This is a genomic window from Paraburkholderia phytofirmans PsJN (genome assembly GCF_000020125.1).
GTDB classification, from domain to species: domain Bacteria; phylum Pseudomonadota; class Gammaproteobacteria; order Burkholderiales; family Burkholderiaceae; genus Paraburkholderia; species Paraburkholderia phytofirmans.
The window spans coordinates 3,330,025-3,352,348 of the sequence record NC_010676.1 but is presented as its reverse complement, the minus strand read 5'-3'; the positions used below and the strand labels follow the sequence as shown (position 1 = coordinate 3,352,348).

General features: G+C 60.6%; 20 protein-coding genes. 12 read left to right on the top strand and 8 right to left on the bottom strand.

Going from position 1 to position 22,324, the window contains the following annotated elements:
* Positions 1-49 precede the first annotated feature (49 nt).
* On the top strand, positions 50-1,381 hold the full coding sequence (locus tag BPHYT_RS34515) for an MFS transporter (protein WP_012428760.1): 1,332 nt from the start codon (positions 50-52) through the stop codon (positions 1,379-1,381).
* 12 nt (positions 1,382-1,393) lie between these two features.
* Here BPHYT_RS34515 and BPHYT_RS34510 read toward each other — a convergent pair whose 3' ends face one another.
* Entirely contained in the window at positions 1,394-2,980 is a 1,587-nt protein-coding gene (locus tag BPHYT_RS34510; protein WP_012428759.1) for a Na+/H+ antiporter, read from the bottom strand.
* An 86-nt stretch (positions 2,981-3,066) separates the two neighbouring features.
* Here BPHYT_RS34510 and BPHYT_RS37740 point away from each other — a divergent pair, with 86 nt between their 5' ends.
* The gene (locus tag BPHYT_RS37740) at positions 3,067-3,294 is read left to right on the top strand and encodes an MFS transporter (protein WP_148225182.1); all 228 of its coding nucleotides are present in this window, start codon (positions 3,067-3,069) and stop codon (positions 3,292-3,294) included.
* Here BPHYT_RS37740 and BPHYT_RS34505 read toward each other — a convergent pair.
* From BPHYT_RS34505 to BPHYT_RS34480, 6 genes are all read right to left on the bottom strand, one after another.
* Positions 3,288-3,890: a hypothetical protein gene (locus BPHYT_RS34505; protein WP_012428758.1), complete on the bottom strand. Its 603-nt coding sequence runs from the start codon at positions 3,888-3,890 to the stop codon at positions 3,288-3,290. The genes BPHYT_RS37740 and BPHYT_RS34505 overlap by 7 nt on opposite strands.
* 42 nt (positions 3,891-3,932) lie before the next feature.
* The gene (locus BPHYT_RS34500) at positions 3,933-4,391 is read right to left on the bottom strand and encodes a hypothetical protein (RefSeq protein ID WP_012428757.1); all 459 of its coding nucleotides are present in this window, start codon (positions 4,389-4,391) and stop codon (positions 3,933-3,935) included.
* A 156-nt stretch (positions 4,392-4,547) separates the two neighbouring features.
* Positions 4,548-5,483: a SphA family protein gene (locus tag BPHYT_RS34495; protein ID WP_041759399.1), complete on the bottom strand. Its 936-nt coding sequence runs from the start codon at positions 5,481-5,483 to the stop codon at positions 4,548-4,550.
* Between the two features lie 222 nt (positions 5,484-5,705).
* A complete protein-coding gene (locus tag BPHYT_RS34490; RefSeq protein ID WP_012428755.1) occupies positions 5,706-5,978 on the bottom strand; it encodes a hypothetical protein in 273 nt (90 codons plus the stop codon).
* 99 nt (positions 5,979-6,077) lie between these two features.
* A complete protein-coding gene (locus BPHYT_RS34485) occupies positions 6,078-7,436 on the bottom strand; it encodes a putative bifunctional diguanylate cyclase/phosphodiesterase (RefSeq protein ID WP_148225216.1) in 1,359 nt (452 codons plus the stop codon).
* 510 nt (positions 7,437-7,946) lie between these two features.
* Positions 7,947-8,858: a LysR substrate-binding domain-containing protein gene (locus tag BPHYT_RS34480; RefSeq protein WP_012428753.1), complete on the bottom strand. Its 912-nt coding sequence runs from the start codon at positions 8,856-8,858 to the stop codon at positions 7,947-7,949.
* A gap of 177 nt (positions 8,859-9,035) precedes the next feature.
* On the opposite strand from BPHYT_RS34480, the gene BPHYT_RS34475 reads away from it, so the two are divergent.
* The 6 genes from BPHYT_RS34475 (at position 9,036) to BPHYT_RS34450 (ending at position 14,638) form a co-directional block, all read left to right on the top strand.
* Entirely contained in the window at positions 9,036-10,319 is a 1,284-nt protein-coding gene (locus BPHYT_RS34475; protein WP_012428752.1) for a hypothetical protein, read from the top strand.
* A 96-nt stretch (positions 10,320-10,415) separates the two neighbouring features.
* Positions 10,416-11,354 carry a glutamate/aspartate ABC transporter substrate-binding protein gene (locus BPHYT_RS34470; RefSeq protein WP_012428751.1) on the top strand — a complete coding sequence of 313 codons (939 nt, stop codon included), beginning with the start codon at positions 10,416-10,418 and terminating at the stop codon, positions 11,352-11,354.
* Positions 11,355-11,405: 51 nt separating this feature from the next.
* On the top strand, positions 11,406-12,143 hold the full coding sequence (locus BPHYT_RS34465) for an amino acid ABC transporter permease (protein WP_012428750.1): 738 nt from the start codon (positions 11,406-11,408) through the stop codon (positions 12,141-12,143).
* A 1-nt stretch (position 12,144) separates the two neighbouring features.
* On the top strand, positions 12,145-12,822 hold the full coding sequence (locus tag BPHYT_RS34460) for an ABC transporter permease subunit (protein WP_012428749.1): 678 nt from the start codon (positions 12,145-12,147) through the stop codon (positions 12,820-12,822).
* Complete coding sequence (locus tag BPHYT_RS34455; RefSeq protein ID WP_012428748.1) at positions 12,819-13,544, top strand: amino acid ABC transporter ATP-binding protein; 726 nt, start codon at positions 12,819-12,821, stop codon at positions 13,542-13,544. Before BPHYT_RS34460 ends, BPHYT_RS34455 begins: the two co-directional genes overlap by 4 nt.
* Before the next feature lie 143 nt (positions 13,545-13,687).
* A complete protein-coding gene (locus BPHYT_RS34450) occupies positions 13,688-14,638 on the top strand; it encodes a LysR family transcriptional regulator (RefSeq protein ID WP_012428747.1) in 951 nt (316 codons plus the stop codon).
* Positions 14,639-14,891: 253 nt separating this feature from the next.
* Here the strand turns inward: BPHYT_RS34450 and BPHYT_RS34445 are convergent, their stop codons facing one another.
* Positions 14,892-15,617, bottom strand: a complete 726-nt coding sequence (locus BPHYT_RS34445) for a GntR family transcriptional regulator (RefSeq protein ID WP_012428746.1) — start codon at positions 15,615-15,617, stop codon at positions 14,892-14,894.
* A gap of 162 nt (positions 15,618-15,779) precedes the next feature.
* Here BPHYT_RS34445 and BPHYT_RS34440 point away from each other — a divergent pair, with 162 nt between their 5' ends.
* The 4 genes from BPHYT_RS34440 to BPHYT_RS34425 all read left to right on the top strand — a co-directional run bounded on the left by BPHYT_RS34440 (position 15,780) and on the right by BPHYT_RS34425 (position 22,312).
* Positions 15,780-17,000: a pyridoxal-phosphate-dependent aminotransferase family protein gene (locus BPHYT_RS34440; RefSeq protein WP_012428745.1), complete on the top strand. Its 1,221-nt coding sequence runs from the start codon at positions 15,780-15,782 to the stop codon at positions 16,998-17,000.
* Positions 17,001-17,180: 180 nt separating this feature from the next.
* Positions 17,181-18,464, top strand: coding sequence for an MFS transporter (locus tag BPHYT_RS34435; RefSeq protein WP_012428744.1), 1,284 nt, complete (start codon positions 17,181-17,183; stop codon positions 18,462-18,464).
* Between the two features lie 43 nt (positions 18,465-18,507).
* Entirely contained in the window at positions 18,508-19,257 is a 750-nt protein-coding gene (locus BPHYT_RS34430; RefSeq protein WP_012428743.1) for a 2-keto-4-pentenoate hydratase, read from the top strand.
* Positions 19,258-19,288: 31 nt separating this feature from the next.
* Positions 19,289-22,312 carry an FAD-binding and (Fe-S)-binding domain-containing protein gene (locus BPHYT_RS34425; protein WP_012428742.1) on the top strand — a complete coding sequence of 1,008 codons (3,024 nt, stop codon included), beginning with the start codon at positions 19,289-19,291 and terminating at the stop codon, positions 22,310-22,312.
* Positions 22,313-22,324: the final 12 nt, after the last annotated feature.

The following is a 22,324-nucleotide window of genomic DNA, read 5'->3' as shown; positions in this document are numbered from 1 at the left end:
TTCATTAGACGACCGGACGGCTTCGCCGAATCCGGCATTGGAGACGAACATGAGTGACCTGGGCGCAGTCGCAACCGGCAACCGCGAGCACAGCGCGAACAACGCCGCGGCTATCATCCGCAAAGTAGCGTGGCGGTTGATGCCGTTGATCATGATCTGCTATCTGTTTGCATTCTTCGACCGCATCAACATCAGCTTCGCGAAGTTTCAGTTGCAGAGCGACCTCGGCTTGTCCGACACCGCTTATGGTCTCGGTGCGAGCCTGTTCGTGATCGGCTACGTGCTGTTCGAGGTCCCGAGCAATCTGTTTCTGTACAAGGTCGGCGCGCGGCGCTGGATTGCGCGGATCATGATCTCGTGGGGACTGGCGACGGCCGCGATGGTGTTCGTCAGCAACGAATGGCAGTTCTATGGGTTGCGTTTCGTGATCGGCGCGATGGAAGCGGGCTTCGCGCCGGGCGTGCTGTACTACCTGACGCTGTGGTTTCCGCCGAGCTATCGCGGACGTATCACGTCGATGCTGTTTCTGGCGTCCGCGTTTTCCGGCCTGATCGGGGCGCCGCTTGCGGGACTCGTGATTGGACACATGAACGGCGTGCTTGGCATGCCGGGTTGGCACTGGCTGTTTCTGCTCGGTGGGTTGCCGTGCATCGTGCTCGGCTATCTGGTGCTGAAAGTGCTGAAGGATCGTATTGAGGACGCAGGTTGGCTGTCGCCCGCGGAAAAGTCCTTTCTTTCGGGGCAGATCGCGCAGCAAAGCCGTCATCCGGATACCGGGCATTCGTTGATGGGCGCCATCAGGACGCCGGGCTTTCTCACGCTGGGGTTGGTGTATTTCCTGATTCAGGTGGCGTCGTACGGTTTGAACTTCTGGGCGCCGCATCTGATTCACGTGGCGGGGACGAACAATCCGACGGTGATCGGCTTGCTGACGGCGGTGCCTTATATTGCCGGCGCAATCTGCATGGTAGTGGTCGGGCGCTTGTCCGATGCGAGCGGCGAACGGCGCAAGTTCGTGTTCGGCTTGCTGGTGATGTCGGCGATCGGATTCTTTGCCGCGGGTTTCTTCGACAAGCAGACGGCGTTGCTGGTCGTCGCGCTGGCTGTGATGGGCGCGGGCGTGGTTGCTTCGATTCCGGCGTTCTGGGCGCTGCCGCCTAAGCTCGTCACGGGCGCCGGCGCAGCGGGCGGGATCGCGTTGATCAACACGCTCGGGCAACTCGGCGGGATTGTCAGCCCGATCATGGTGGGACGCGTGAGAGACCTGACCGGCAGTACGACGCCAGCCTTGTATGTGATCGGTACGATGAGCCTGGTGTGCGCGCTGATCGTGCTGTACGGCTTGCCTGATTCGTTGCGACGCAGGGAAGCCGCGCGGTAGAGATCGTTCGGTTCAGCCTCGGCCATGCATCGCTGCGATTTCCTGCAGATCGAGATCGTGTTCGAGCACGGTCAGCAGTTTATCGTGAAGCAAGCCCGTTCGATGCAGATGCAATAGCTCGGCGCGTGCCGCCGAAACGGCGGCCAGCACCACGTCGTAGTGTGCGGCGCGTTCCTTCGCGGGAAACGCGGCTTCGTCCTGATGAGCCTCGGTCATGCGCGCACGATAGCTGTACTGTTCCAGCAAGCGCGGATGAATCACGCTGCCATCCGGTCCGTGCACGAGCGGCTGAATCGCGGCGAGCTGCGCGGCTTCGAGCCGCGCCCACGCCTGCGGCTCAGTCAGATGCTGTTGGTTTCGTTCGGATGCGTGGTCCGGATTGATCCATCGAATCAGCGGTCCTATTGTCGTGCCTTGACCGAGCACCGTGACCAGAATCACGGCGAATGAAGCGACCAGGATCAGATCGCGGCCCGGCATCGTCTCCGGCAAGGAGAGCGCGATGGCCAGCGTAACCACGCCACGCATGCCGGCCCAACTCGTGACAGTCGCGGAGCGCCAGTCGGGCGTACCGCCCGCGCGGCCTGTCATTTTACATACCAGCGCTTTCAACCATTCCACCGCGAAGACCCACACAAAGCGCGACAGCACGACTACCGCGAGTACCGCGCCGACGGCCGGGCCGAATGCGGTCAACGCGTCGCCGAAGCCGCCTAGTCGCACCATGACACCGCGCAGCGACAGTCCGATCAAAATGAACACGAGCGCTTCCATCAGGAAGATCACGACCTGCCAGAAGGCCGTGCCGCGCATGCGTACTGCCGCCGAAAAGACTTCATGCTGATGCCAGCCGAGCACCATCCCGCAGCTCACGGTCGCGATCACGCCCGACACGTCCAGTGTGTCGCCGGCGATGTAGCTGATCCACGCGGACAGGGTCGCCGCGGTGATGATGAGATACCCGTCGTGGAGATAACGCAGCAGCTTGACGACCACGAAGCCGATCGTCACGCCCACTGCCACGCCACCCAACGCGAGCACGGCGAAGCGTCCGGCCGCATGCTGCGCGCTGAAGGTGCCGGTCAGTGCGGCCGCGACTGCAAAGCGGAACAGCACGAGTCCGGCTGCGTCGTTGAGGAGACTCTCGCCTTCGAGCAGCACCATCAGGCGGCGCGGCAGCGCGACACGTTCGAGCACCGCCTTCGCGGCGACGGCGTCGGGCGGCGAGACGATCGCACCCAACGCGAAGCACGCGCCCCATGGCAGGGCGGGCACGACCCAATGCACGACCAGCCCGACCGTGAGCGTGGTGAACGCGACGGCGCCGATCGCAAGCAGCAGGATGCCGCCCAGGTTGTTCTTGAACTCGTCCCACACGGAGAAGTACGCGCCGTCCATGAGGAGCGGCGGCAGGAACACGATCAGGACCAGTTCGGGATCGAGATTGAAACGTGGCAGACCGGGCACGAAAGCCATCGCGGCACCGCCGACCAGGAGCGCGGCCGCGGGCGGCAGACGCAGCCGCTTGGCGAGCAGTTCGAGACCGATGATCGCGACGAGCGATAGCAGGACGACTTTGAAGCCCATGACGGACGACATGTTCGGCCTCGGTAAGTAGCGGGGGAACTACTTTTTATCACACCGCGGCGAAGGTGCCCGCGGTTGCGTCGGGACGGAATAGGACTGTGAGATCAAACACTTGGCCAGGCTATGCGCAGGTTGTCCACAGGCTTGCGAACAATTTGTGGGGACAACTGCAGTTCGGGATACCGTGCATCATCCCGCTCGGCGGCATGGTGAGCCCGATGATGGTCGGGCGTGTGGGAGACCTGACCGGCAGTACTACACCGGCCTTGTATGTGATCGGTACGATGAGCCTGGTGTGCGCGTTGCACTGGACTCACGGCTATTGAATGGCCTGACCGTTTCGCGTGATCTGCACGGCCTTCGCGGATGCATAGTCGGCACGGATGCTGTCGCCCACTTTGAATTTTTCCAATTGCACGTCTGGCGACGCCTGTAACGTCACCGTGCGGGAAGGTCCACGAAGCGTCACCTGCCGCTTTTTTCGATCGATATTCTGGACCGTGGCGATGATTTCGACGCGTCGCAACTGCACCGATACACCGCCCGACGCAGGGCTCGTCGCCCGATCTTCGACGCGCGCACGAATGCCCTTGGTATCCACCTTGTCCGCCGACAACAGCAACTCGCCTTCATAGGCGATGTGAACCTCATCGCCAATTTTGAGTTTGCTCACGTCGCCGATCGCCGGGTCGACTTTGACAACGTTGGTATTTCCTCGCGGCCCCCGAAGCGTGACAGCATGGTTTTGCGTATCGATATGAACGACGCGCGCGGTCGCTTCAACGAGCGCGGCAGCGCCGACCGCTTGTGGCTCGCTTGCCGACAAGCTGTCTTGCGCCTGAGCGCACATGGGACTAGCGAAGGCTGAAGCCAGAAGGACCGAGCGGAGCATGTGCGAACGAGGATGTTGACGGTTCTTCATAGATGATCCTGCGTCAGGTTGGAGAAATGACTGCTTGGCGGATTAGGATTTATGACGCGATTCAGGCTGCGCTCTTGTTGCCTGCTGGTGCAACGCCGTGGTGGGTCGTCGTGACGCCCCCCTCTCTATGGAACCTTGCCGCTGCTTGGCATCGTCGAAAACGCGGGCGCGTTCTGCTTCAACGAGACACCTCTTTTTCTTTAGCGAATGTTCATGCATCTGACTGCCCATGACAGCCAGATAGTCGTCGAATCTGTTGCGCCTGAAGCGCAAATAAAATTCCTTCCCCGCAAGTCCGTTAGCCAAGCTGAGTAGCGCGCCGTAATCGACGCCGCTCTTCCCAGCCAGCAGAGCAACAGCTTTTTCGAGCGCGGCGTACCGGCTGGACAGCGGATCCATCGGATCGAACAGCGCGTGAAACTGCTGGTAGGGAACCAGCCGTCTGTGTTCGGCCGCGCGTCGCAGAGTCGATGCAACCTGCTCGACGATATTGAGTTCCATGAATTTGTTCCTGTTCGTGCGTCGTTGGCGCCAGGCGCCGTCAACCTGAGCCTAAAAGGCGTTCTGTCGGAGTCCATACGTCACGTCGATTTCTATCGACATGCGAGGTTTGCGCGCACTTGGGTAGTTCCTTGCCGATTTCCACCTGGCGTCGCATCAGAACGCGAGCATCGCTGTCGCCATGACGCTCGCCGTGCTCCTGATGCGGTTGGTACTGGTCACTGTCGGAACCCAACGCAGGCTAGCCGACACTGGATGTTTGCCGTTGATCTTCGTGTCGTAGGTGATGACGGGCCCCAATGCGAAGTCGTGTCCGCGAAAACCGTGCAGACGCTCGGCGGCGGGGCCTGAGTCGTTGCCGAGCTGTTGCACGGTTCCGGCCACGATGCCTACACCGAGACCGTTCACAAATTTTTTCAACGCCATGATATCGAGCGTGAAAAGAGGTGCATTGTGGTAATCGGTCGCAGTATTGGTCGTGTAGAACTGCAGGCCTGCGACAACGTTGAACTCAAGGCCGTATTTGGGTACGAGTTGCGTGTAAGCGATCTGCGGCACGAACGTCCAGTTGTTCAGACTCGGGCTTGCCAATGCATTCGCGTCGTAGTGACCGGTAGGCGCCCAGAAGTTGAAGCTGGCGGCAATATGCGAGGTGTTTGAAAAGTGATAGCCGGCGATGATTGGCGTGAAATAGAGGTCGAATAGATTCGACGCGCGGTCGCTCGTCGAAGCGCCGGCGCCACCAACCGCGAGCGACGCGGTCACTTCGGTCCAGACATAGGGCACGGTGATGCCGGATGCGAAATCCCAGCCACCGGCACCACCCCATACACGCAGCAGTGACGCCAGCGTGAAGGCGACGGGGGCGTCGATACCCAACGATGTCTTTCCGGCGATCGGTACCTCACGGCTGCCGCCAATCGAGCCGTTGATATAGATCTGTTCGATGCTCACCGCAGTGATGGGCTCAGGTGCGACGACGCCGGCTCCGGAAAAGACACTCATACCGGCAACCGGGCGGCCCAGGCCACCTTCGGTCGCGAAGGCATCGCCAATCGTCCACGATGCCATGATGAATAGGCTCGTGACCATCGCGACGCGACGTGTTGCGGCGGCTGAAAATTTCCCCGGCGGGCATCGGGTGCCCGTCCAGTTGAGTGCACGCGCGTCAGCTCTCATTGTGTTGGTCCTTTTATTCATGCACTGTTGTCCATTACGTCGGAAGACCGCCTATCTGACGTCGGTTCGTGGTTAGTAATCGGCTGCAGTGGAGGCTTGGTCGCAACAGGGCCGCCATCGCTTCTGCGGCTCGCGTCATTGAAGCGGTTGCAGCGCGGCCCAGCGGGTCCAACCTGTTTCGCTGTCCGGCGCGCCAACTCGCAGCGCCCGCGAACCGTCGCCGAAAAAAAGCGATTCCGTACAGCACACGCCCGTGTCGCGGATGCCGTGTTTACCCATGCAGCCGACTTTGCGAGTGAAGCGCAAGTTGCCTTCGCGCAGTAAGCCCAGGTACGCGTGGCATTCTTCCTTAGGCGCCTGACTTGCCCAGCGGTTTAGCAGCGCAGCGGCGATTTCCGCATCGAACATGGTCTCTCTCCTGATTCACATCATGTGGGCGGCGCAAAGACGTTCCCAAAGACGTCGCGACGCGCCGACAATTTCAATTGTTGTGTTGCCGAATGCTTTTTACGGCGTAGCGCGCTGTGTATTCGCGCGACTGGCGCCCCGCAGCGAGGCGGAAAATTTATCCGCGCTCGCCGGGCAGCCAATCAGATAGCCCTGCAACATGTCGCATCCCATCTCACGCAGAACCGTTGCCTGTTCATGGGTTTCCACGCCTTCGGCCGTGACTGTCATGCCGCACGCGTGTGCCATCGCCACGAGCGCACGCGTGATCGCGATCGAATCGTTATCGCGTGGCAAACCCGCGACGAACGAGCGATCGATCTTCAGGTTGTGCAAAGCAAAGCGCTTGAGGTACGACAGCGACGCGTAGCCCGTGCCAAAGTCGTCGAGAGCGAGCGTGACGCCGAGACTCGCCAATGCTGCCGTCGTCGCCGCAACCGTCGGGTCATCCGGCATCAATACGCGCTCCGTAATCTCCAGTTGCAGCGCCGATGCGTCGAGGCCATTGCGTTCGAGGCACGCGGCAACGTGCCGCACGAGGCCCTCGTTGAACTGGAGCGGCGAAATGTTGACTGAGACAGGCAGACGCGGCGCAATGCTTCTGCGCCATTGAGCAGCTTGGGCGCAGGCCTGTTCCAGCACCCAGTCGCCGATGCTCGCCATCAGACCGGCCTCTTCCGCAACCGGTATGAACTCGGCTGGCGCGACTTCGCCCAGCTCGCTGCTGGTCCAGCGCAGTAGCGCTTCGGCGCCTACCGTCCGGTGCGAGGCGCTGTTGATGATGGGCTGATAAGCCAGCCTCAGTTCACCGGCGGCGAGCGCGTGGCGCAACAATTCCTCCAGCCTGAAGCGACGTTGCGACTCGTCTTGCAAGCACTCCGTGAAAAATTGCACCCGGCCGCGACCGCTCTCCTTCGCGCGACGCATCGCCGAGCCGGCGTTGCGTATCAGCGTGTCCGCACCGCGAGCGTCGCCGGAGGAGCAGGCAATGCCGATCGATGCGCCCAGGTGATACTCACGGCCCGCGATTTCCAGCGGCGTGCTGAACAGGTGGAGGATTTGCAGCGCGAACTCGCCGATTGCCGACGCGTCGCCGCGCTTATCGACAACGACAACAAACTCGTCGCCACAGATCCGCCCGAGTAGGTCATCATGATTCATCAGTCCGGCAAGCCGGCGTGCGATGCCGCGCAAAACGCGATCACCAAGCTCGTAACCGGCGACATCGTTGATTTTGCCGAAGCAATCGAGATTGATGAAAAGCACGGCGACGCGCGCCGCAGGGTTCAATTTCAGCAAATGCTGAAGGCGTTCGGCAACATATGTGCGGTTATACAAACCGGTGAGCGGATCGAGAAACGACGTATAACCGAAGTTTCGAATGGGACTCGACTGTTCACTGCTCAATCCGCAGCGCATATTAAAAGCCGTGTCACCGATTGGAATGCTAGCGGCCAGTTCGGGCAGACTTGCCTTGACACGCGCAATGGTCTCTCGACGAGTCATCTTTGCACTCCTTCCTGAATTTCGTCCAACGCAAGACAACTTGTCATGCAGGTCAGAATCATGCGCACGGGCATGCGCAGCGGGCAGTCATGAATGTGCTGTCACGATATCCGAGAATTGATGGTGAGAAAACGGGTCGTTTGGGTGAACGCGTAAAGTAAAGGTGAACGGATTGCCGCATGAGGCAATCGATTCATAGAAAATATAGGGTGTCTATTTAGCGCGAATAGCCGCACGCTGCGGATAATAGTAGTTATCCTTATTTGATAATTTTGTCTACTGGGGTAACGATTGTCTAAATGCGCCATCTGTCGGTGCGGTGATATGCCGCGCTCAGGTGGGCCATGTTTTGACGAGGTGTGCGTTGGCCTCGCGGTTCTCGCTATATTCCCGACCTATGTCTAATTCAGCAGAACCTTACTTTCAGCACCCGGGGTCCGCGCGCATCCCATTGACGTGCGCCAGCAGGACGTCAACGAAATGACGCGTCAATAGCGACGGCGCCGTGTGTCTCGGCATAGCCATCTGAACGGCGACGTCGATAGTGGGAACAAGCGGTTTGATCAGCAACTGCCCTGCAAACGTACCGGCCACGTAGGGATTGACGATTCCAATACCGTTGCCGGCTGCAACGAGCGCGCAGATCGCGATTGATGACGTGGTTTCGATCAGAAAATTGTCGGACAAGCCGTGAGCTTGCAGCAGCTTCTTGATTTCGATCGTGAGGTCGTCGGCTTCGCCCAGCGACAGCATCGTTTCGTCGAGCAGCATGGACACATGAATCTCCGGCTCGACATGCAGCCGGTGACCAGGCGGCAACACGCAAACCGCCGGCACGGTCTTGATGATCACCGGCTCGAAGTCTCGCGGATCGAGCTTACCTGTGGTCAGCACGACGTCGAACAGATCTTGCCGCAGCAGATCAGCCAGCTGTGGCGTGTTCATGGTCTGCATGTTGAGATAGGTGCCCGGAAATTCCGATAGAAACGCGCGCACCACCTGCGGCAGCAGCCCGGCTCCGAGCGTTGGCGTGCAGCCTATGCGAAGCGCGCCCGTGCCCGACTTGCGCATGATCGCGACCACGGATTCGATCTTTTCCAGCCCGTCGAAGTGCTTCTGGACGGTTTTGTAGAGCAGCTTGCCCTCGCTGGTCGGCCGAAGACGCCCTTGGTGCATCTCGAAGAGTTCGAGCCCGGTGGAACTCTGCAGCTCGGCAAGGCGCCGGCTGATTGACGGCTGCGTCGTGTTTAGCATCGAGGCGGCGCCGGTCGTGGTGCCCATCTGCATCACGGCGCGAAAGGCCTGGATCTGCTGGAAATTCAAAGGCCTAGCCATAGTTTCACCGAAGAGGATGGATGACGGCGTGAGGCGCCGACTATACCAAAAGTGAATAGCCTATCGAAAAAAAAAGAATTACTTCGCATAGGTGGCCCAAATATATGATCCAGCTATCTCATTTCCGGCCGCAATGCTTGGTATCGCGGTCTCACCGATTTTTGAACGCACCAGCTCATGACTTCGTCTCGCGTCATCAAACATCCATGCCCCGTACATCGCCTGGAGCCGGGGGGTAAGCATCACTTCTTCGGTTACTACAATAAATCTGTCTGGGACAAGACGGGCAGCTATCTGCTGGCCAATCAGGTGCCGATGATGGATGCGCGGCTGACACCGGAGCTGGAGGCCGAAGTGGGCTATTTCACTCTGGGCGAGCGCGAGGCGTTTCGCGCGGTCGGCACCACGCGCGCATGGAACTGGCAAATGGGCTGCCAGTTGCAATGGCTCGATGGCGAACCCGGACGCAAAATCGTTTACAACGTCCGCACCGGTGACATGACCGCGCGCTATCCAGGTTTTGGCGCGGCGATCCATGATATCGACAGCAATGCCTCCACGTCGCTGCCGCTGCCTGTCTATGTGGTCGCACCCAACAGCCGCTACGCGCTGTGCGTCGATTACCGTCGCCTGTATGTCACGCACGAGACGATTGGATATGGCGAGCACGGCGGCCCCTTCGAACTGCCGCTGGCGCCATCGGACGACGGTATCTATCGGATGGACCTTGCTACTGGCGCCGCACAGTTGCTGGTGAGTTACGCCGATTTGCGCGGTTTTCACCCTAAGGCGTCGATGGAGAAGGCAATCCACTGGGTGAGCCATATCGAAATCGATCCGGCGTCGTCGCGGATGCTATTCCTGCATCGCTGGACCGAACGGGTAGCCGACGAGACCTGTTTCCTGCATCGGCTGATCACGATGAATCCGGACGGAACGGCCATGCGCTTGCTCGAATGTTCCGACCATCCATTGCCGCAGCTCGCGGAAGATTTCGATCCCGCCGCGGTCGGTACCTTCGACTACGAGAAGTCCGAGTACCAGATTTCTCACCCGCTGTGGCGGGACGAGCGGCACATCATCGTCTGGGGACCGCATGCGGGCAGCATTCACTACCATCTTTACGAGGACAGTGATTCAGGTCGGGTCGATGTCATCGGCGAGGGTGTGCTGACAGAGAACGGTCATATGACGTATTCGCCGGTCGATCCGCGCTGGCTGTTGTCCGACACGTATCCGGATACGCAGACCAACGAGCGGGTGTTGTTCCTGTTCGACACCAAAGAAGGTTTGCGCTACGACATCGGCTCTTTCTACACGCCACCCGATCTGAAGAAGGAGAACCGCTGCGATCTGCATCCGCGTTGGCGCCGAGACGGCCGCGCGGTCTGCATCGACTCTGTACATGAAGGCGAGCGCCAGATGTATGTAATCGATGTATCGGCCATCACTGGCGCATAAAGCGCGGGCCACGCCGATTTCCACTTCGCTTTCCTGGCGCCGGACAGCCCGCGCCGACTGCCCAAATCGAAATCAACCTCACATAGGGGAGACACCATGCAACAAACCCGTTTCAGATTGAGTCCGCGCCACGCATTCGGCGCATGCCTTTCAGCGCTTGCAGCCGCGCTTGCCGTCGTGTCGCTGCCCGTAATAGCGGCCGATGCGGCGCCGACCGGTACGCTCAAGAAGATCCAGGACCAGCACGTTGTCACCATCGGCTATCGCGACGCGTCGATTCCGTTCTCTTACTATGACGCACAACAAAAGCCGATTGGCTATTCAATCGACATCGCGAATCTGATTATCGACCGCATCAAGGCACAGCTCAAGCAAGGCGACCTGCAAGTGCGCCTGATTCCGATTACGTCGCAGAACCGAATTTCACTGCTGCAGAACGGCACGATCGACTTCGAGTGCACGAGCACGACAAACAACGCTGCGCGAGCGCAGCAAGTCGATTTTTCCAACAGCTTCTTCGATATCGGCACGCGCCTGCTCGTCAGGCAGAATTCCGGTATCCATGATTTCGCCGACCTCAAGGGCAAGACGGTTGTGGTTGGTGCGGGCACCACTTCGGAGAAGTCCATTCGCAACATGAACGTCGAGAAATCGATGGGCATGAACATTATCAGCGCAAAGGATCACAGCGAATCGTTCCTGATGCTCTCCACCGGCCGCGCCAAGGCGATGATGATGGATGACGCGCTGCTGGCGGGTGAGCGTGCCAAAACCAGCCGTCCGGAAGATTACGCAATCGTCGGCACGCCGCAATCATTTGAAGCCTACGGCTGCATGCTGCGCAAGAACGATGCGCAGTTGAAAGCGCTGATGGACGCAGCGATTGCGGATGCCGAACGCTCCGGCGTGGCCACGGCAATTTACAAGAAGTGGTTCATGGCGCCGATTCCACCGAAGGGCATCAATCTCAACTTCCCGATGTCCACTCGCATGCAGACGCTGTTCGCGCATCCGAACGATAAACCGGCGTCCTGACGGGCGGTTGTCATTAGCGGCGGGCCACGGTCCGCCGGCCTGGAGAGGGTTATGGATTACTCGTGGGATTGGGGTGTGTTGCTGCAGGTCGTGTCTACCGGCGAGCACACGACGTACCTCGGATGGCTGTTTTCCGGCCTGCTAAACACCGTGCTGCTCACCGTGTCGGCCTACGCGCTGGCGCTCGTGGTCGGTACCGGATTTGGAATTCTTCGCACGCTGCCGAGCCGGCCTGCGTCGATGCTCGGCACCGCGTACGTGTCGGTGTTCCGCGGCGTGCCGCTGATCGTGCAGTTCTTTATCTGGTTCTTTGTCGTGCCGGAGCTGGTGCCGACGGAGTTGGGCGACTGGTTCAAAAACCTGCCGCCGTACACGCAGTTTTTGTCGGTATCGATCTTCTCGCTCGGCATCTATACAGGATCACGTATCTGCGAACAGGTGCGCGCCGGCATTCAGGCGCTGCCGCGCGGCCAGTTCGACGCGGGGTTCGCACTCGGTCTGACGCGTGCGCAGACTTACCGTTACGTGTTGCTGCCGGTAACGTTTCGCACCATTCTCGGTCCGCTCACCTCCGAGTTTCTGATCATTTCAAAAAATTCCGCTGTCGCTTCGACCATCGGCCTATTGGAATTGTCGGGGCAGGCGCGTCAGCTGGTCGATTACACGGCACAGCCCTATGAATCGTTTATCTGCGTGACGCTGGCCTATATGGCGCTCAACTTTGCGATTCTGCACGGCATGAACTGGATTCGTCGCCAAACCCGTCTGCCGGGCTTGCTGGGAGATTGAGATGTTCAACATAGATTGGCAAGCGCTCGCGGATTCAAAAGGTATCGTGCTCGCGGGCATGGGCGTCACATTGCAGATTACGTTCGTGGCGATCTTGTGCGGGCTGCTATGGGGCACCGTGCTAGCGGTATTGCACCGGTCGCCGCAGCGCGCGGTACGCGTTTTCGCCCAAGGCTACGTTGCCTTGTTCCGATCGATTCCGCTGGTGATGCTGTTGTTGTGGTTCTTCCTGATCGTCCCGCAGTTTCTGAAGGCGCTGTTCAACTTGCCCGCCGGTGTCGACGTGCGGCTCATCTCCGCGATGGTGGCCTACTCGCTGCTGGAAGCCGCATTCTTTTGCGAAATCATCCGGGCCGGGATCGAAAGCCTGCCGCGCGGCCAGGCGCAGGCGGCGCTTGCGCTAGGCATGACAGCCGGACAGACAATGCGTTATGTGATTCTGCCGCAGGCGTTTCGCGCGATGGTACCGGTGGCGCTGACACAGTGCATCGTGATTTTCCAGGACACGTCGTTGGTCTACGTGATCGCGCTGGGCGATTTTTTCCGCCGGGTATCGGCAATCGGCGAGCGCGACGGTACGGTCGTGCCAATGCTGCTGTTCGCCGGCGTCGCTTACTGGTCGATTACTACAGGGTTGACGGTAACCGTTAAAGTGGTCCGAACGAGGTTGGCAAAATGATCGAGTTGAATGGCGTTTCTAAATATTATGGGCAGTTCCAGGTGCTGTCGAATTGCACGACCAAAATCCAGAAAGGCGAAGTGGTCGTGGTGTGTGGTCCGTCTGGTTCGGGGAAATCCACGCTCATCAAAACCGTCAACGGCCTCGAGCCATTTCAGAAAGGCGAGATCGTCATCAACGGTCAATCGCTGACCGACAGGAAGGTCAATCTGTCGAAGTTGCGCGCGAAAGTTGGCATGGTGTTCCAGCACTTCGAACTGTTTCCCCATCTGTCGATTGTGCAGAATCTGATGCTCGCGCAGGTCAAGGTGCTGGGCCGTTCGAAAGACGAAGCGGCGGCGAAGGGGCTGAGGTTGCTGGATCGCGTCGGTCTGCGCGCGCAGGCGGACAAGTTTCCGGCGCAACTGTCGGGTGGTCAGCAGCAGCGGGTGGCGATCGCGCGCGCGCTTTCTATGGATCCGATTGCAATGCTGTTCGACGAACCCACCTCCGCGCTCGATCCGGAAATGATCAACGAAGTACTCGACGTGATGGTAGAGCTTGCTCAGGAGGGTATGACGATGATGTGCGTCACGCACGAAATGGGCTTTGCAAGGAAGGTCGCCCATCGCGTGATCTTCATGGATCGCGGCCTGATCGTGGAAGACGACCGCAAGGAAGATTTCTTTGCGAATCCGAAGTCGGATCGCGCGAAAGATTTTCTCGCGAAGATTCTGCACTGAAGGCTTGCTGTCGCGTTGTCGAACGTGGTGTCGCGGTCGCCCGCGATTTGCCATGACCAAGCCGTCGCCCGCGTTGCCCGCGTCGCCGCGGCCACCGTCGTTTTCAACGCGTTCGCCGGTGGCGTCGTTAATCTCTAAGTGCAATGAAATTTCATCAGTTACGTGCGCTTGTCGCCATTGCCGACGCGGGCAGCGTCCGCGGCGCGGCGCGTCTGCTCAATTCCTCGCCCGCGGCGGTCACTCAAAACCTTAAGTATCTGGAGGAGACCGTACAAATGCAGCTCGTGGCGCGCACTTCGTCAGGCGTGACATTCACGGAATGCGGGCAAACGCTGCTGGTCCATGCGCGCCTCGTCGTCGCGCAAATCACCCATGCGCATCAGGCCGTTAATGCGATGCGCGGCGCTCCGCACGGGCGCCTTTCGGTGGCCGTGTCGGCGTGGGTCACCAAGACGTTTCTTCCGGAGGCGGTTACGCGCTTTCGTGCGAGGATGCCGGACATCCAGCTGGAGATCTTCGAAGGTCTGCCTGCGATTGCCAATCCGCGTTTGCGCGACGGCAGCCTGGACATCTACGTGGGCAGGCAAACGCCGGGCGAGACAGGCTCCGAGTTCGCTTACCGGCCGCTGTTTTCTTCGGGCCGGGCGATTGTCGCGCGGCAAGGTCATCCGCGTGCGGACAGCCGCTCGCTGGTCGATCTGCTCGATCTCGACTGGCTCGTCGCGCTGGATCCTGAAACGGAAGGGCGGACGCCGTACACGATGTTCGCGCAGTACGGGTTGACCGTGCCGCGCAGCATTCACTTTCTCCACTCATTGACCGTTGCCGTTTCGCTGCTCAAGCGCACGGATATGGTCAGCATTTTTCCATGGCCGCTCGTCGAGCTATGCGCGGCGCACGAAGGGCTCTGCGCGATCCCCGTACGAGAACAACTGGAAGAGTCGACCGTCGGCATCATCACGCGTGCCGGGCAGCCGCCCGATGCCGTGTCGAGTTGTTTTATGGACTGCCTGATCGATACGATCCGCGACGAATCCTGGGTGCGACCGCCGGAAATTCTCCGAGCGTTGCACTCCGTGGAGATACTTGTTTAAGCTTGGGCATCGTGCCCGTACCGGCCTGTGCGGCACCGGGGCGACAGACCCCGCCGGCCGTGGCGCGGCTCATGCTCATGCATGCCCCACCAGCCGATACACCCTTTGCATCAAGCACTTGCGCAAGATGTAAGAACGTTGTCCACATGCTTGCCAACATTTTAGGTGGACAAGTTTTGCGATCGGCGCGGATGTGCAAACTCACACCAACGCCAGACGCAGCCGGCGTCCAGATGCATTGACTCGACTCACCTCAAGTCTTCAACGGCGACGCAGCCACCTCTTCCCGCGATTGCACCTGCAAAACCGCATCGCGCTTATCAAGCAGATGCTGCCTGAGAATCGCACTCAGCTTCTTGCCGTCTCGCGCCTCGAGCGCCTTCAGCATTTCATCGTGATCATGAATCGCGCTATCCCACTTGGGGATCTGAAAGTTCGACCGAAACCTGAGCGCTTGCAAGCGGCGGTTCACCGCGACATAGGTCTGCCGCAGTGCTGAATTCCTGGCCGCCTCGTTGATCTTGTCGTGAATCGCCTGATTGCGGCTGTAGTACCCAGCCAGATCGTTCTGCGTGCGGCACGCGAGCATGGCGTAGTGCAGCGCCTTGATCTCGGCGAGTTCAGCCGCCGTCATCCGCTCAGCCGCCAGTTCGCCGGAGAAGGCTTCAAGGCCGCTCATCAATTCGAAGGTCTCGCGCAGCTCAGCCTCCGACATCTTCGACACCGACGCGCCACGATTCGGCGAAATCTCGATCAGCCCTTCAGCGGCCAGCACCTTCAGCGCCTCGCGCAGCGGCGTGCGCGAAATGCCGAGCGTTTCGCACAGCTCGCGCTCGTTCAGTTTCTTGCCCGGCTCGAGCACGCCTTCAACGATAAAGCGCCGAATGTGCTCCACCACCGTGTCGTGCAAGCGCTGCCGCTCGACTTTCGGCATGAGCGGGGAAGCGGTGATGCTCGCCTCAAAATCCGAATTTTGCATACAAAAACCCTCAACATCCCATTAGCCCGGATTTTATAGGAAGCTCAAAGATTAGTTAACAGCGCGGGTAAACACCGGTGCGCACACGCAATTTTCGCCTTGGGATCGTCACAGTTCGTCTGATATAGTTTTTTGAATGCAAAATTCAATCGGAGGAGCCCAATGCTCAAGCTAGACTTTCACCCCGCCGGCCGTCACTTTTTGCAGATCCCGGGTCCGAGCCCGGTGCCCGACCGTATCCTCCGGGCGATGAGCTACCCCACCATCGACCACCGCGGTCCGGAGTTCGGCGAACTTGGCCTGAAGGTGCTCGACGGCATCAAGAAAATCTTCAAGACGCAGCAGCCCGTGGTGATTTACCCGGCCTCGGGCACGGGCGCCTGGGAAGCGGCGCTGTCGAACACGCTGAGCCCTGGCGACCACGTGCTGATGTTCGAGACCGGCCACTTCGCCACGCTGTGGCAAAAAATGGCGGAAAGCCTCGGGTTGAAGCCGGAGTTCCTCGGCCTGCCGGGCATTGAGGGCTGGCGTCGCGGCGTGCAGCCGCAAATGATCGAGGAGCGTCTGCGTGCCGACACGCAACACGCGATCAAGGCGGTGTGCGTCGTGCACAACGAAACCTCTACCGGGGTGACGTCTGACATCGCCGCCGTGCGCCGCGCAATCGACGCGGCGGGTCATCCGGCTTTGCTGCTCGTCGACACGATCTCAGGCCTCGCGTGTGCGGACTACCGTCACGACGAATGGGGCGTCGACGTCACCGTCTCGGGTTCGCAAAAAGGTTTGATGCTGCCGCCGGGCATCAGCTTCAATGCGATCTCGCCGAAAGCCGTGGCCGCCAGCAAGCAGGCCAGACTGCCGCGCAGTTTCTGGGACTGGACTGACATCGTCGAGATGAACAAGACGGGGTACTGGCCGTACACGCCGAACACGAACCTGCTCTACGGCCTGAACGAAGCGCTCGAAATGATTCTCGGCGAAGGGCTCGACAACGTGTTCGCCCGTCACGAACGTCTCGCCGAAGCGACCCGTCGCGCCGTGCGTGCGTGGGGCCTGGAAATACAGTGTGCGGATCCGTCGGTGTACAGCCCGGTGCTCACGGGCGTGATGATGCCCGACGGCATCGACGCCGATGCGGTGCGCAAGCTCATCTATGAACGCTTCGACATGTCGCTCGGCACGGGGCTCGGCAAGATGAAAGGGCGCATGTTCCGCATCGGCCATCTCGGCGACTGCAACGACCTGATGCTGCTAGCCACGCTGGCCGGCTGCGAAATGGGTCTGCGGCTCGCGGGCGTGCCGCTCAAGGAAAGTGGCTTGCCTGCCGCTATGGAGTGGTTGAGCCAGCCGACGAAGGCATCCGGCCTGAAAGCCGCAGCCTGAGAGCGGAGCGCAATCGGCGACTCGCTAAAAAAGGGAAGGCGTGGAGCACTTCCCTCACGAAGCCGCGCACAGAACGCGGCCTGAACGAATGCGATGGTCCCGCGGCGCAAGCCGCCGCCGGGGTAACGACGCAGCGCGCCATCTCGGGCCCGCCGTCGACACATGCAATGGAGAGAGACGATGAAGCGGTTTCGTGTGACCAGTGCGACCAGTATCGTTCTAGTGATGCTCTGCATCATGTACTTCATCACCTACCTCGACCGCGTCAACGTCAGCACCGCGGCCGCGGGTTTCGGCAAGGAATTCCATCTCTCGCATACGGAAGTCGGCCTTGTGTTCTCGGCCTTCGCGTATCCGTATCTGATCTTTCAGATCATCGGCGGATGGGTTAGTGATCGCTTCGGCGCGAAACGCACGCTGATTTTTTGCGGCGCGATCTGGGGCGTTGCGACTTTGCTCACGGGCTTTGCCGGCGGCCTGATTTCGCTGCTGGCCGCCCGCGTGCTGCTCGGCTTCGGCGAAGGCGCGACGTTTCCCGCCGCCACCTCGGCGATGGCGCGTTGGGTCGCCAAGGAAAAGCGCGGCTTCGCGCAGGGCATCACACATGCGGCGTCGCGGATCGGCAATGCGGTGGCGCCCGGTCTGATCGTTCTCGTGATGGCAACGTGGGGCTGGCGCGAATCGTTCTATATCTGCGGCGTGTTCAGCTTGTTGTGGGTCGGCGTGTGGGCCATTACATTTACCGAGCATCCGAAAGACCACCCGCGTATCACGAACGACGAACTGTCCGTGCTGCCCGCACCGAAGCCGAAAGCCGCCGGTGTGCCGTGGAGCAAACTGTTTCGCCGCATGTGGCCGGTCACGATCGTGTACTTCTGCTACGGCTGGACGTTGTGGCTGTTCCTGAGCTGGATTCCGCAATACTTTCTGCACAGCTATCACCTGCAATTGCAGAAGTCGGCGATCTTCGCCTCGGTGGTGTTCTTCGCCGGCGTGATCGGCGATACGCTCGGCGGCATTGTGACCGACTGGATCTTCACCCGCACCGGCAGTCTGAAGCGCGCACGCAGCTGGATGGTGTCGGTCTGCATGTTCTTTTGCCTGCTTTCGCTGATTCCGCTGATGTTCACGCACAGCCTGTATCTGTCGATGGCATGTCTCGCGTCCGGCTTCTTCTTTGCTGAAATGACGATCGGTCCGATGTGGGCGATTCCGATGGATATCGCGCCGGAATACTCGGGCACGGCGAGCGGCATGATGAACACCGGCTCGGCTTTGGCCGCGATCATCTCGCCGGTGGTCGGCGGTTTTCTGATCGACTACTTCGGGAGCTGGGAATTGCCATTCGTCGGCAGCATGCTGTTGATGGCGATCGGCGTGGTGCTCGCGTTCCGCATGCAGCCGGAAAGCAAATTCGCGCTCAATGCCGACAAGGCGCACGTTCCCACCGGCATGGGCGTTTGAGCGCACTGCACGGCTCCATCTCTGCGCCTCACGACACGACACTATGACGACAGCACTCAGCCGGCGTCTCGCCGACGCACGCCGCAATCACGTCACGCTCGACACGTTGCCACCGGAGCAAACCCCTGCCGACGCCGCCGCGGCCTACGCGATCCAGCACGAGATCCTGGACGCATGCGGCGCGCGGATCGCCGGTTGGAAAATCGGCGCGAAGTCCGAAAGCGGTCCGATCCAGGGCGCGCCGTTGCCCGACCTCGACCTGCATGCCGACGGCGCGCGTTTGCCGCGCGAAGAGTTCGCGCCCTTGGGACTCGAACTCGAAATCGCGTTTCGCTTCGGGCGGCGGTTCGATGTTTCCACCACGGCGTATAGCGAGGCCGAAGTGCTGGCGAGTATCGGCTCGATCGGCGCGACCATCGAGATCGTGGCGAGCCGCTACGCCGAATGGCCCGCCATCGACAAGCTCGCTCAACTCGCGGACTTGCAGAATCACGGCGCGTTGATCGTCGGCGAATTCATGCCATATCGCGAGGACTTTCCTTTCGTCGCGCTGTCGCTGCAATTCAGTTTCGACGGACAGGATGTGGTTAAAGCCACGCCCGCCAATCCGGCCGGCGATCCGCGGCGCCTGCTGACGTGGCTCGTCAATCACGCCACGTCGCGCGGCATTGCCGTGACGCCGGAGATGGTCATCACGGCTGGTTCATACACCGGCATGTTCTTTCCGAAGACGGCGGGCACGGCGAGCGGGCGCATTGAAGGACTCGCGCCGGTCAGCCTCACGCTGTACTAGCCGCTTCCTGTCTCTGCCATAGGCCGACGAAATGACGAATCCCACTTCCGCTTTACTCGTCAAGCCGATCCACCTGGTTCCGTCCGCCGCGCGTCTGACGAGTCCGCTCGCGCAACATCTGCGCAAATCATTGCGCGGCGACGTGTTGTTCGATGCGGCGAGCCGTGGCCGTTACGCGACCGATGCATCGATCTATCAGATCACGCCGATCGGTGTCGTGGTTCCGCGCGACCAGGACGATCTGCGCATTGCACTGGAAATCGCGCGCAGCGAAAAAGTGCCGCTGCTCGCGCGCGGCGCGGGCACGAGCCAATGCGGCCAGACGGTTGGCGAAGCGCTGGTGATCGACACGAGCAAATGGTTGAACAACATCGTCGCCTTCGATGCCGAAGCGCGCACGGTGACGGTCGAACCAGGCGTCGTGCTGGATCATCTGAACGCGTGGCTCAAGCCACACGGTCTGTGGTTTCCGGTGGATGTTTCGACGGCCGCGCAATGCACGATCGGCGGCATGGCCGGCAACAATTCGTGCGGCTCGCGCTCGATCGAATACGGCAACATGGTGCACAACGTCGACGCAATCGACGCGATTCTCGCCGACGGCAGCGAAGCGCATTTCGCCTCATTGCGCGAGGCGCCGCAAGGCGCGCGCTTGCAGCAGATACTCGCTGGCGTGAAGCAAATCGCCGAACGCGAGCGCGATGAAATCGTGGCGCGTGTGCCGAAAGTCTTGCGCCGCGTGGCGGGCTACAACATCGACGTGTTCGATTGCCAGAATCCGCGCGCCTATACCGACGACGGCGTCGCGAATCTCGCGCATCTGCTGGTCGGCTCGGAAGGCACGCTCGCGTTCAGCCGGCAATTGACGCTCAGGCTTGCGCCGCTGCCCGTGCATAAAACGCTCGGCGTGGTCAACTTTCCGACCTTCTGGCAGTCGATGAACCTCACGCAGCACATCGTCAAGCTGAAACCGGTGGCGGTGGAGTTGGTCGATCGCACGATGATCGATCTCGCGATGAGCAATCCGGCGTTTCGTCCGGTGATCGGCAAGGCGCTGGTCGGCGAACCGCAAGCCATTCTGCTGGTGGAGTTCGCAGGCGAGGACCGCGACGCGCAACTCGCGTCGCTCAAGCAACTCACGGAACTGATGGCCGATCTCGGCTTGCCCGATTCGGTCGTCGAGATGCCCGACGCGAACGAACAGAAAGCGTTGTGGGAAGTCCGCAAGGCCGGGCTCAATATCATGATGAGCATGAAGGGCGATGGCAAGCCGGTGTCCTTCATCGAAGATTGCGCCGTGCCGCTCGAACATCTTGCTGAGTACACGAGCCGCCTGACCGAGGTGTTCCATCGACATGGCACGGAAGGCACGTGGTATGCGCATGCGAGCGTCGGCACGCTGCACGTGCGGCCGATTCTCGACATGCGCCGCGACGGTGCGCAGAAGATGCGCGCGATCGCCGACGAAGCCGCGGCCCTCGTACGCGAGTACAAGGGCGCCTATTCGGGCGAGCACGGCGACGGACTGTGCCGCGGCGAATGGGTCGCGTGGCAGTACGGGCCGCGCCTGAATCAGGCGTTCAGCGAGATCAAGGCGCTGTTCGATCCGGACAACCGCTTCAATCCCGACAAGATCGTGCGTCCGCCGAAAATGGACGACGCGCGCAATTTCCGCTTCGCACCGGGCTATAAGGAACATCGCATAGATACGGCGCTCGACTGGTCGGCATGGAATGTCGAACGCGATCCGCTGACCGGACAGGAGAGCTTGCCGGGCAGCGGTAACGATCTGGCCGGCGGTCTCGCGAAAGCCGTCGAGATGTGCAACAACAACGGCCATTGCCGCAAGTTCGACGCGGGCACCATGTGCCCCAGCTATCGCGTGACGAAGGACGAACAGCACGTCACGCGCGGACGCGCGAACACGTTGCGCCTCGCCATTTCCGGGCAACTCGGAGAAGCGGGTCTCGCGAGCGACGAGGTCAAGGAAACGCTCGATCTGTGCGTGTCGTGCAAAGGCTGCAAACGCGATTGCCCAACCGGCGTCGATATGGCGAAGTTCAAGATCGAGGCACGGGCGGCGCGCGTCAAGCGTCACGGGCTGCGTCTGCGTGACAAGCTGGTGGCTTTCATGCCGCGGTACGCGTCGACGGCGAGCCGCATGCCGGGCTTGATGGCGCTCGCCGATAACGTGCCGGTGCTGTCGGCGTGGCTCAAGCGGTCCGTGGGTTTCGCGCCCGAGCGCAGCTTGCCGCGCTTCAAGAAGTCTTTTTTGGCCGATGCGGTGTCGTCGCGCAACGCAGCCCAAGGTGCCGAACTCAAAGAAGTCGTGCTATTCGTCGACACGTTCAACAACAACATGGAGCCGGAGAACGCGCGCGCCGCGCAGCAAGTGTTGGAGGCTGCGGGTTATACGGTGCACTTCAACACGCGCCAGGGCGAGCGGCCCGTGTGTTGCGGCCGCACGTTCCTCGCGGCGGGTCTTGTGGATGAAGCGAAGCAGGAAGCACGGCGCATGCTCGATCTGTTCAAGCCGTTCGTGGAGCGCGGTGTGCCGGTCGTCGGGTTGGAGCCGTCGTGCTTGCTGTCGTTACGCGACGAATTCCTGCACTACGGTTTCGGCGACGAAGCGCAGCGGTTGTCGAAACAGGCATTTCTATTCGAAGAGTTTCTGGTGCGGGAGGAAAAGGCCGGGCGTCTGGAGCTTGCGTTGAAGCCTTTGGCGAAGCAGCAGGCGCTGGTGCATGGCCATTGCCATCAGAAAGCCTTCGACGCCTTCACGCCCGTGCAAACCGTGTTGAAGTGGATTCCTGAGTTGAAGGTATCGACGGTTGAATCGTCGTGCTGCGGAATGGCGGGCAGTTTCGGCTACGAGGCCGAGCATTACGCGACGTCACAAGCGATGGCGGAGCTTTCTCTGCTGCCGGCGGTGCGCAAGATGGACGGCGACACGCTCATGGTCGCGGACGGCACGAGTTGCCGGCATCAGATCCACGACGGCGCGGGAGTCGACGCGATCCACGTGGCGCGCGTGCTGGCGATGGCGTTGCGGTAAGTGCGGCAACCA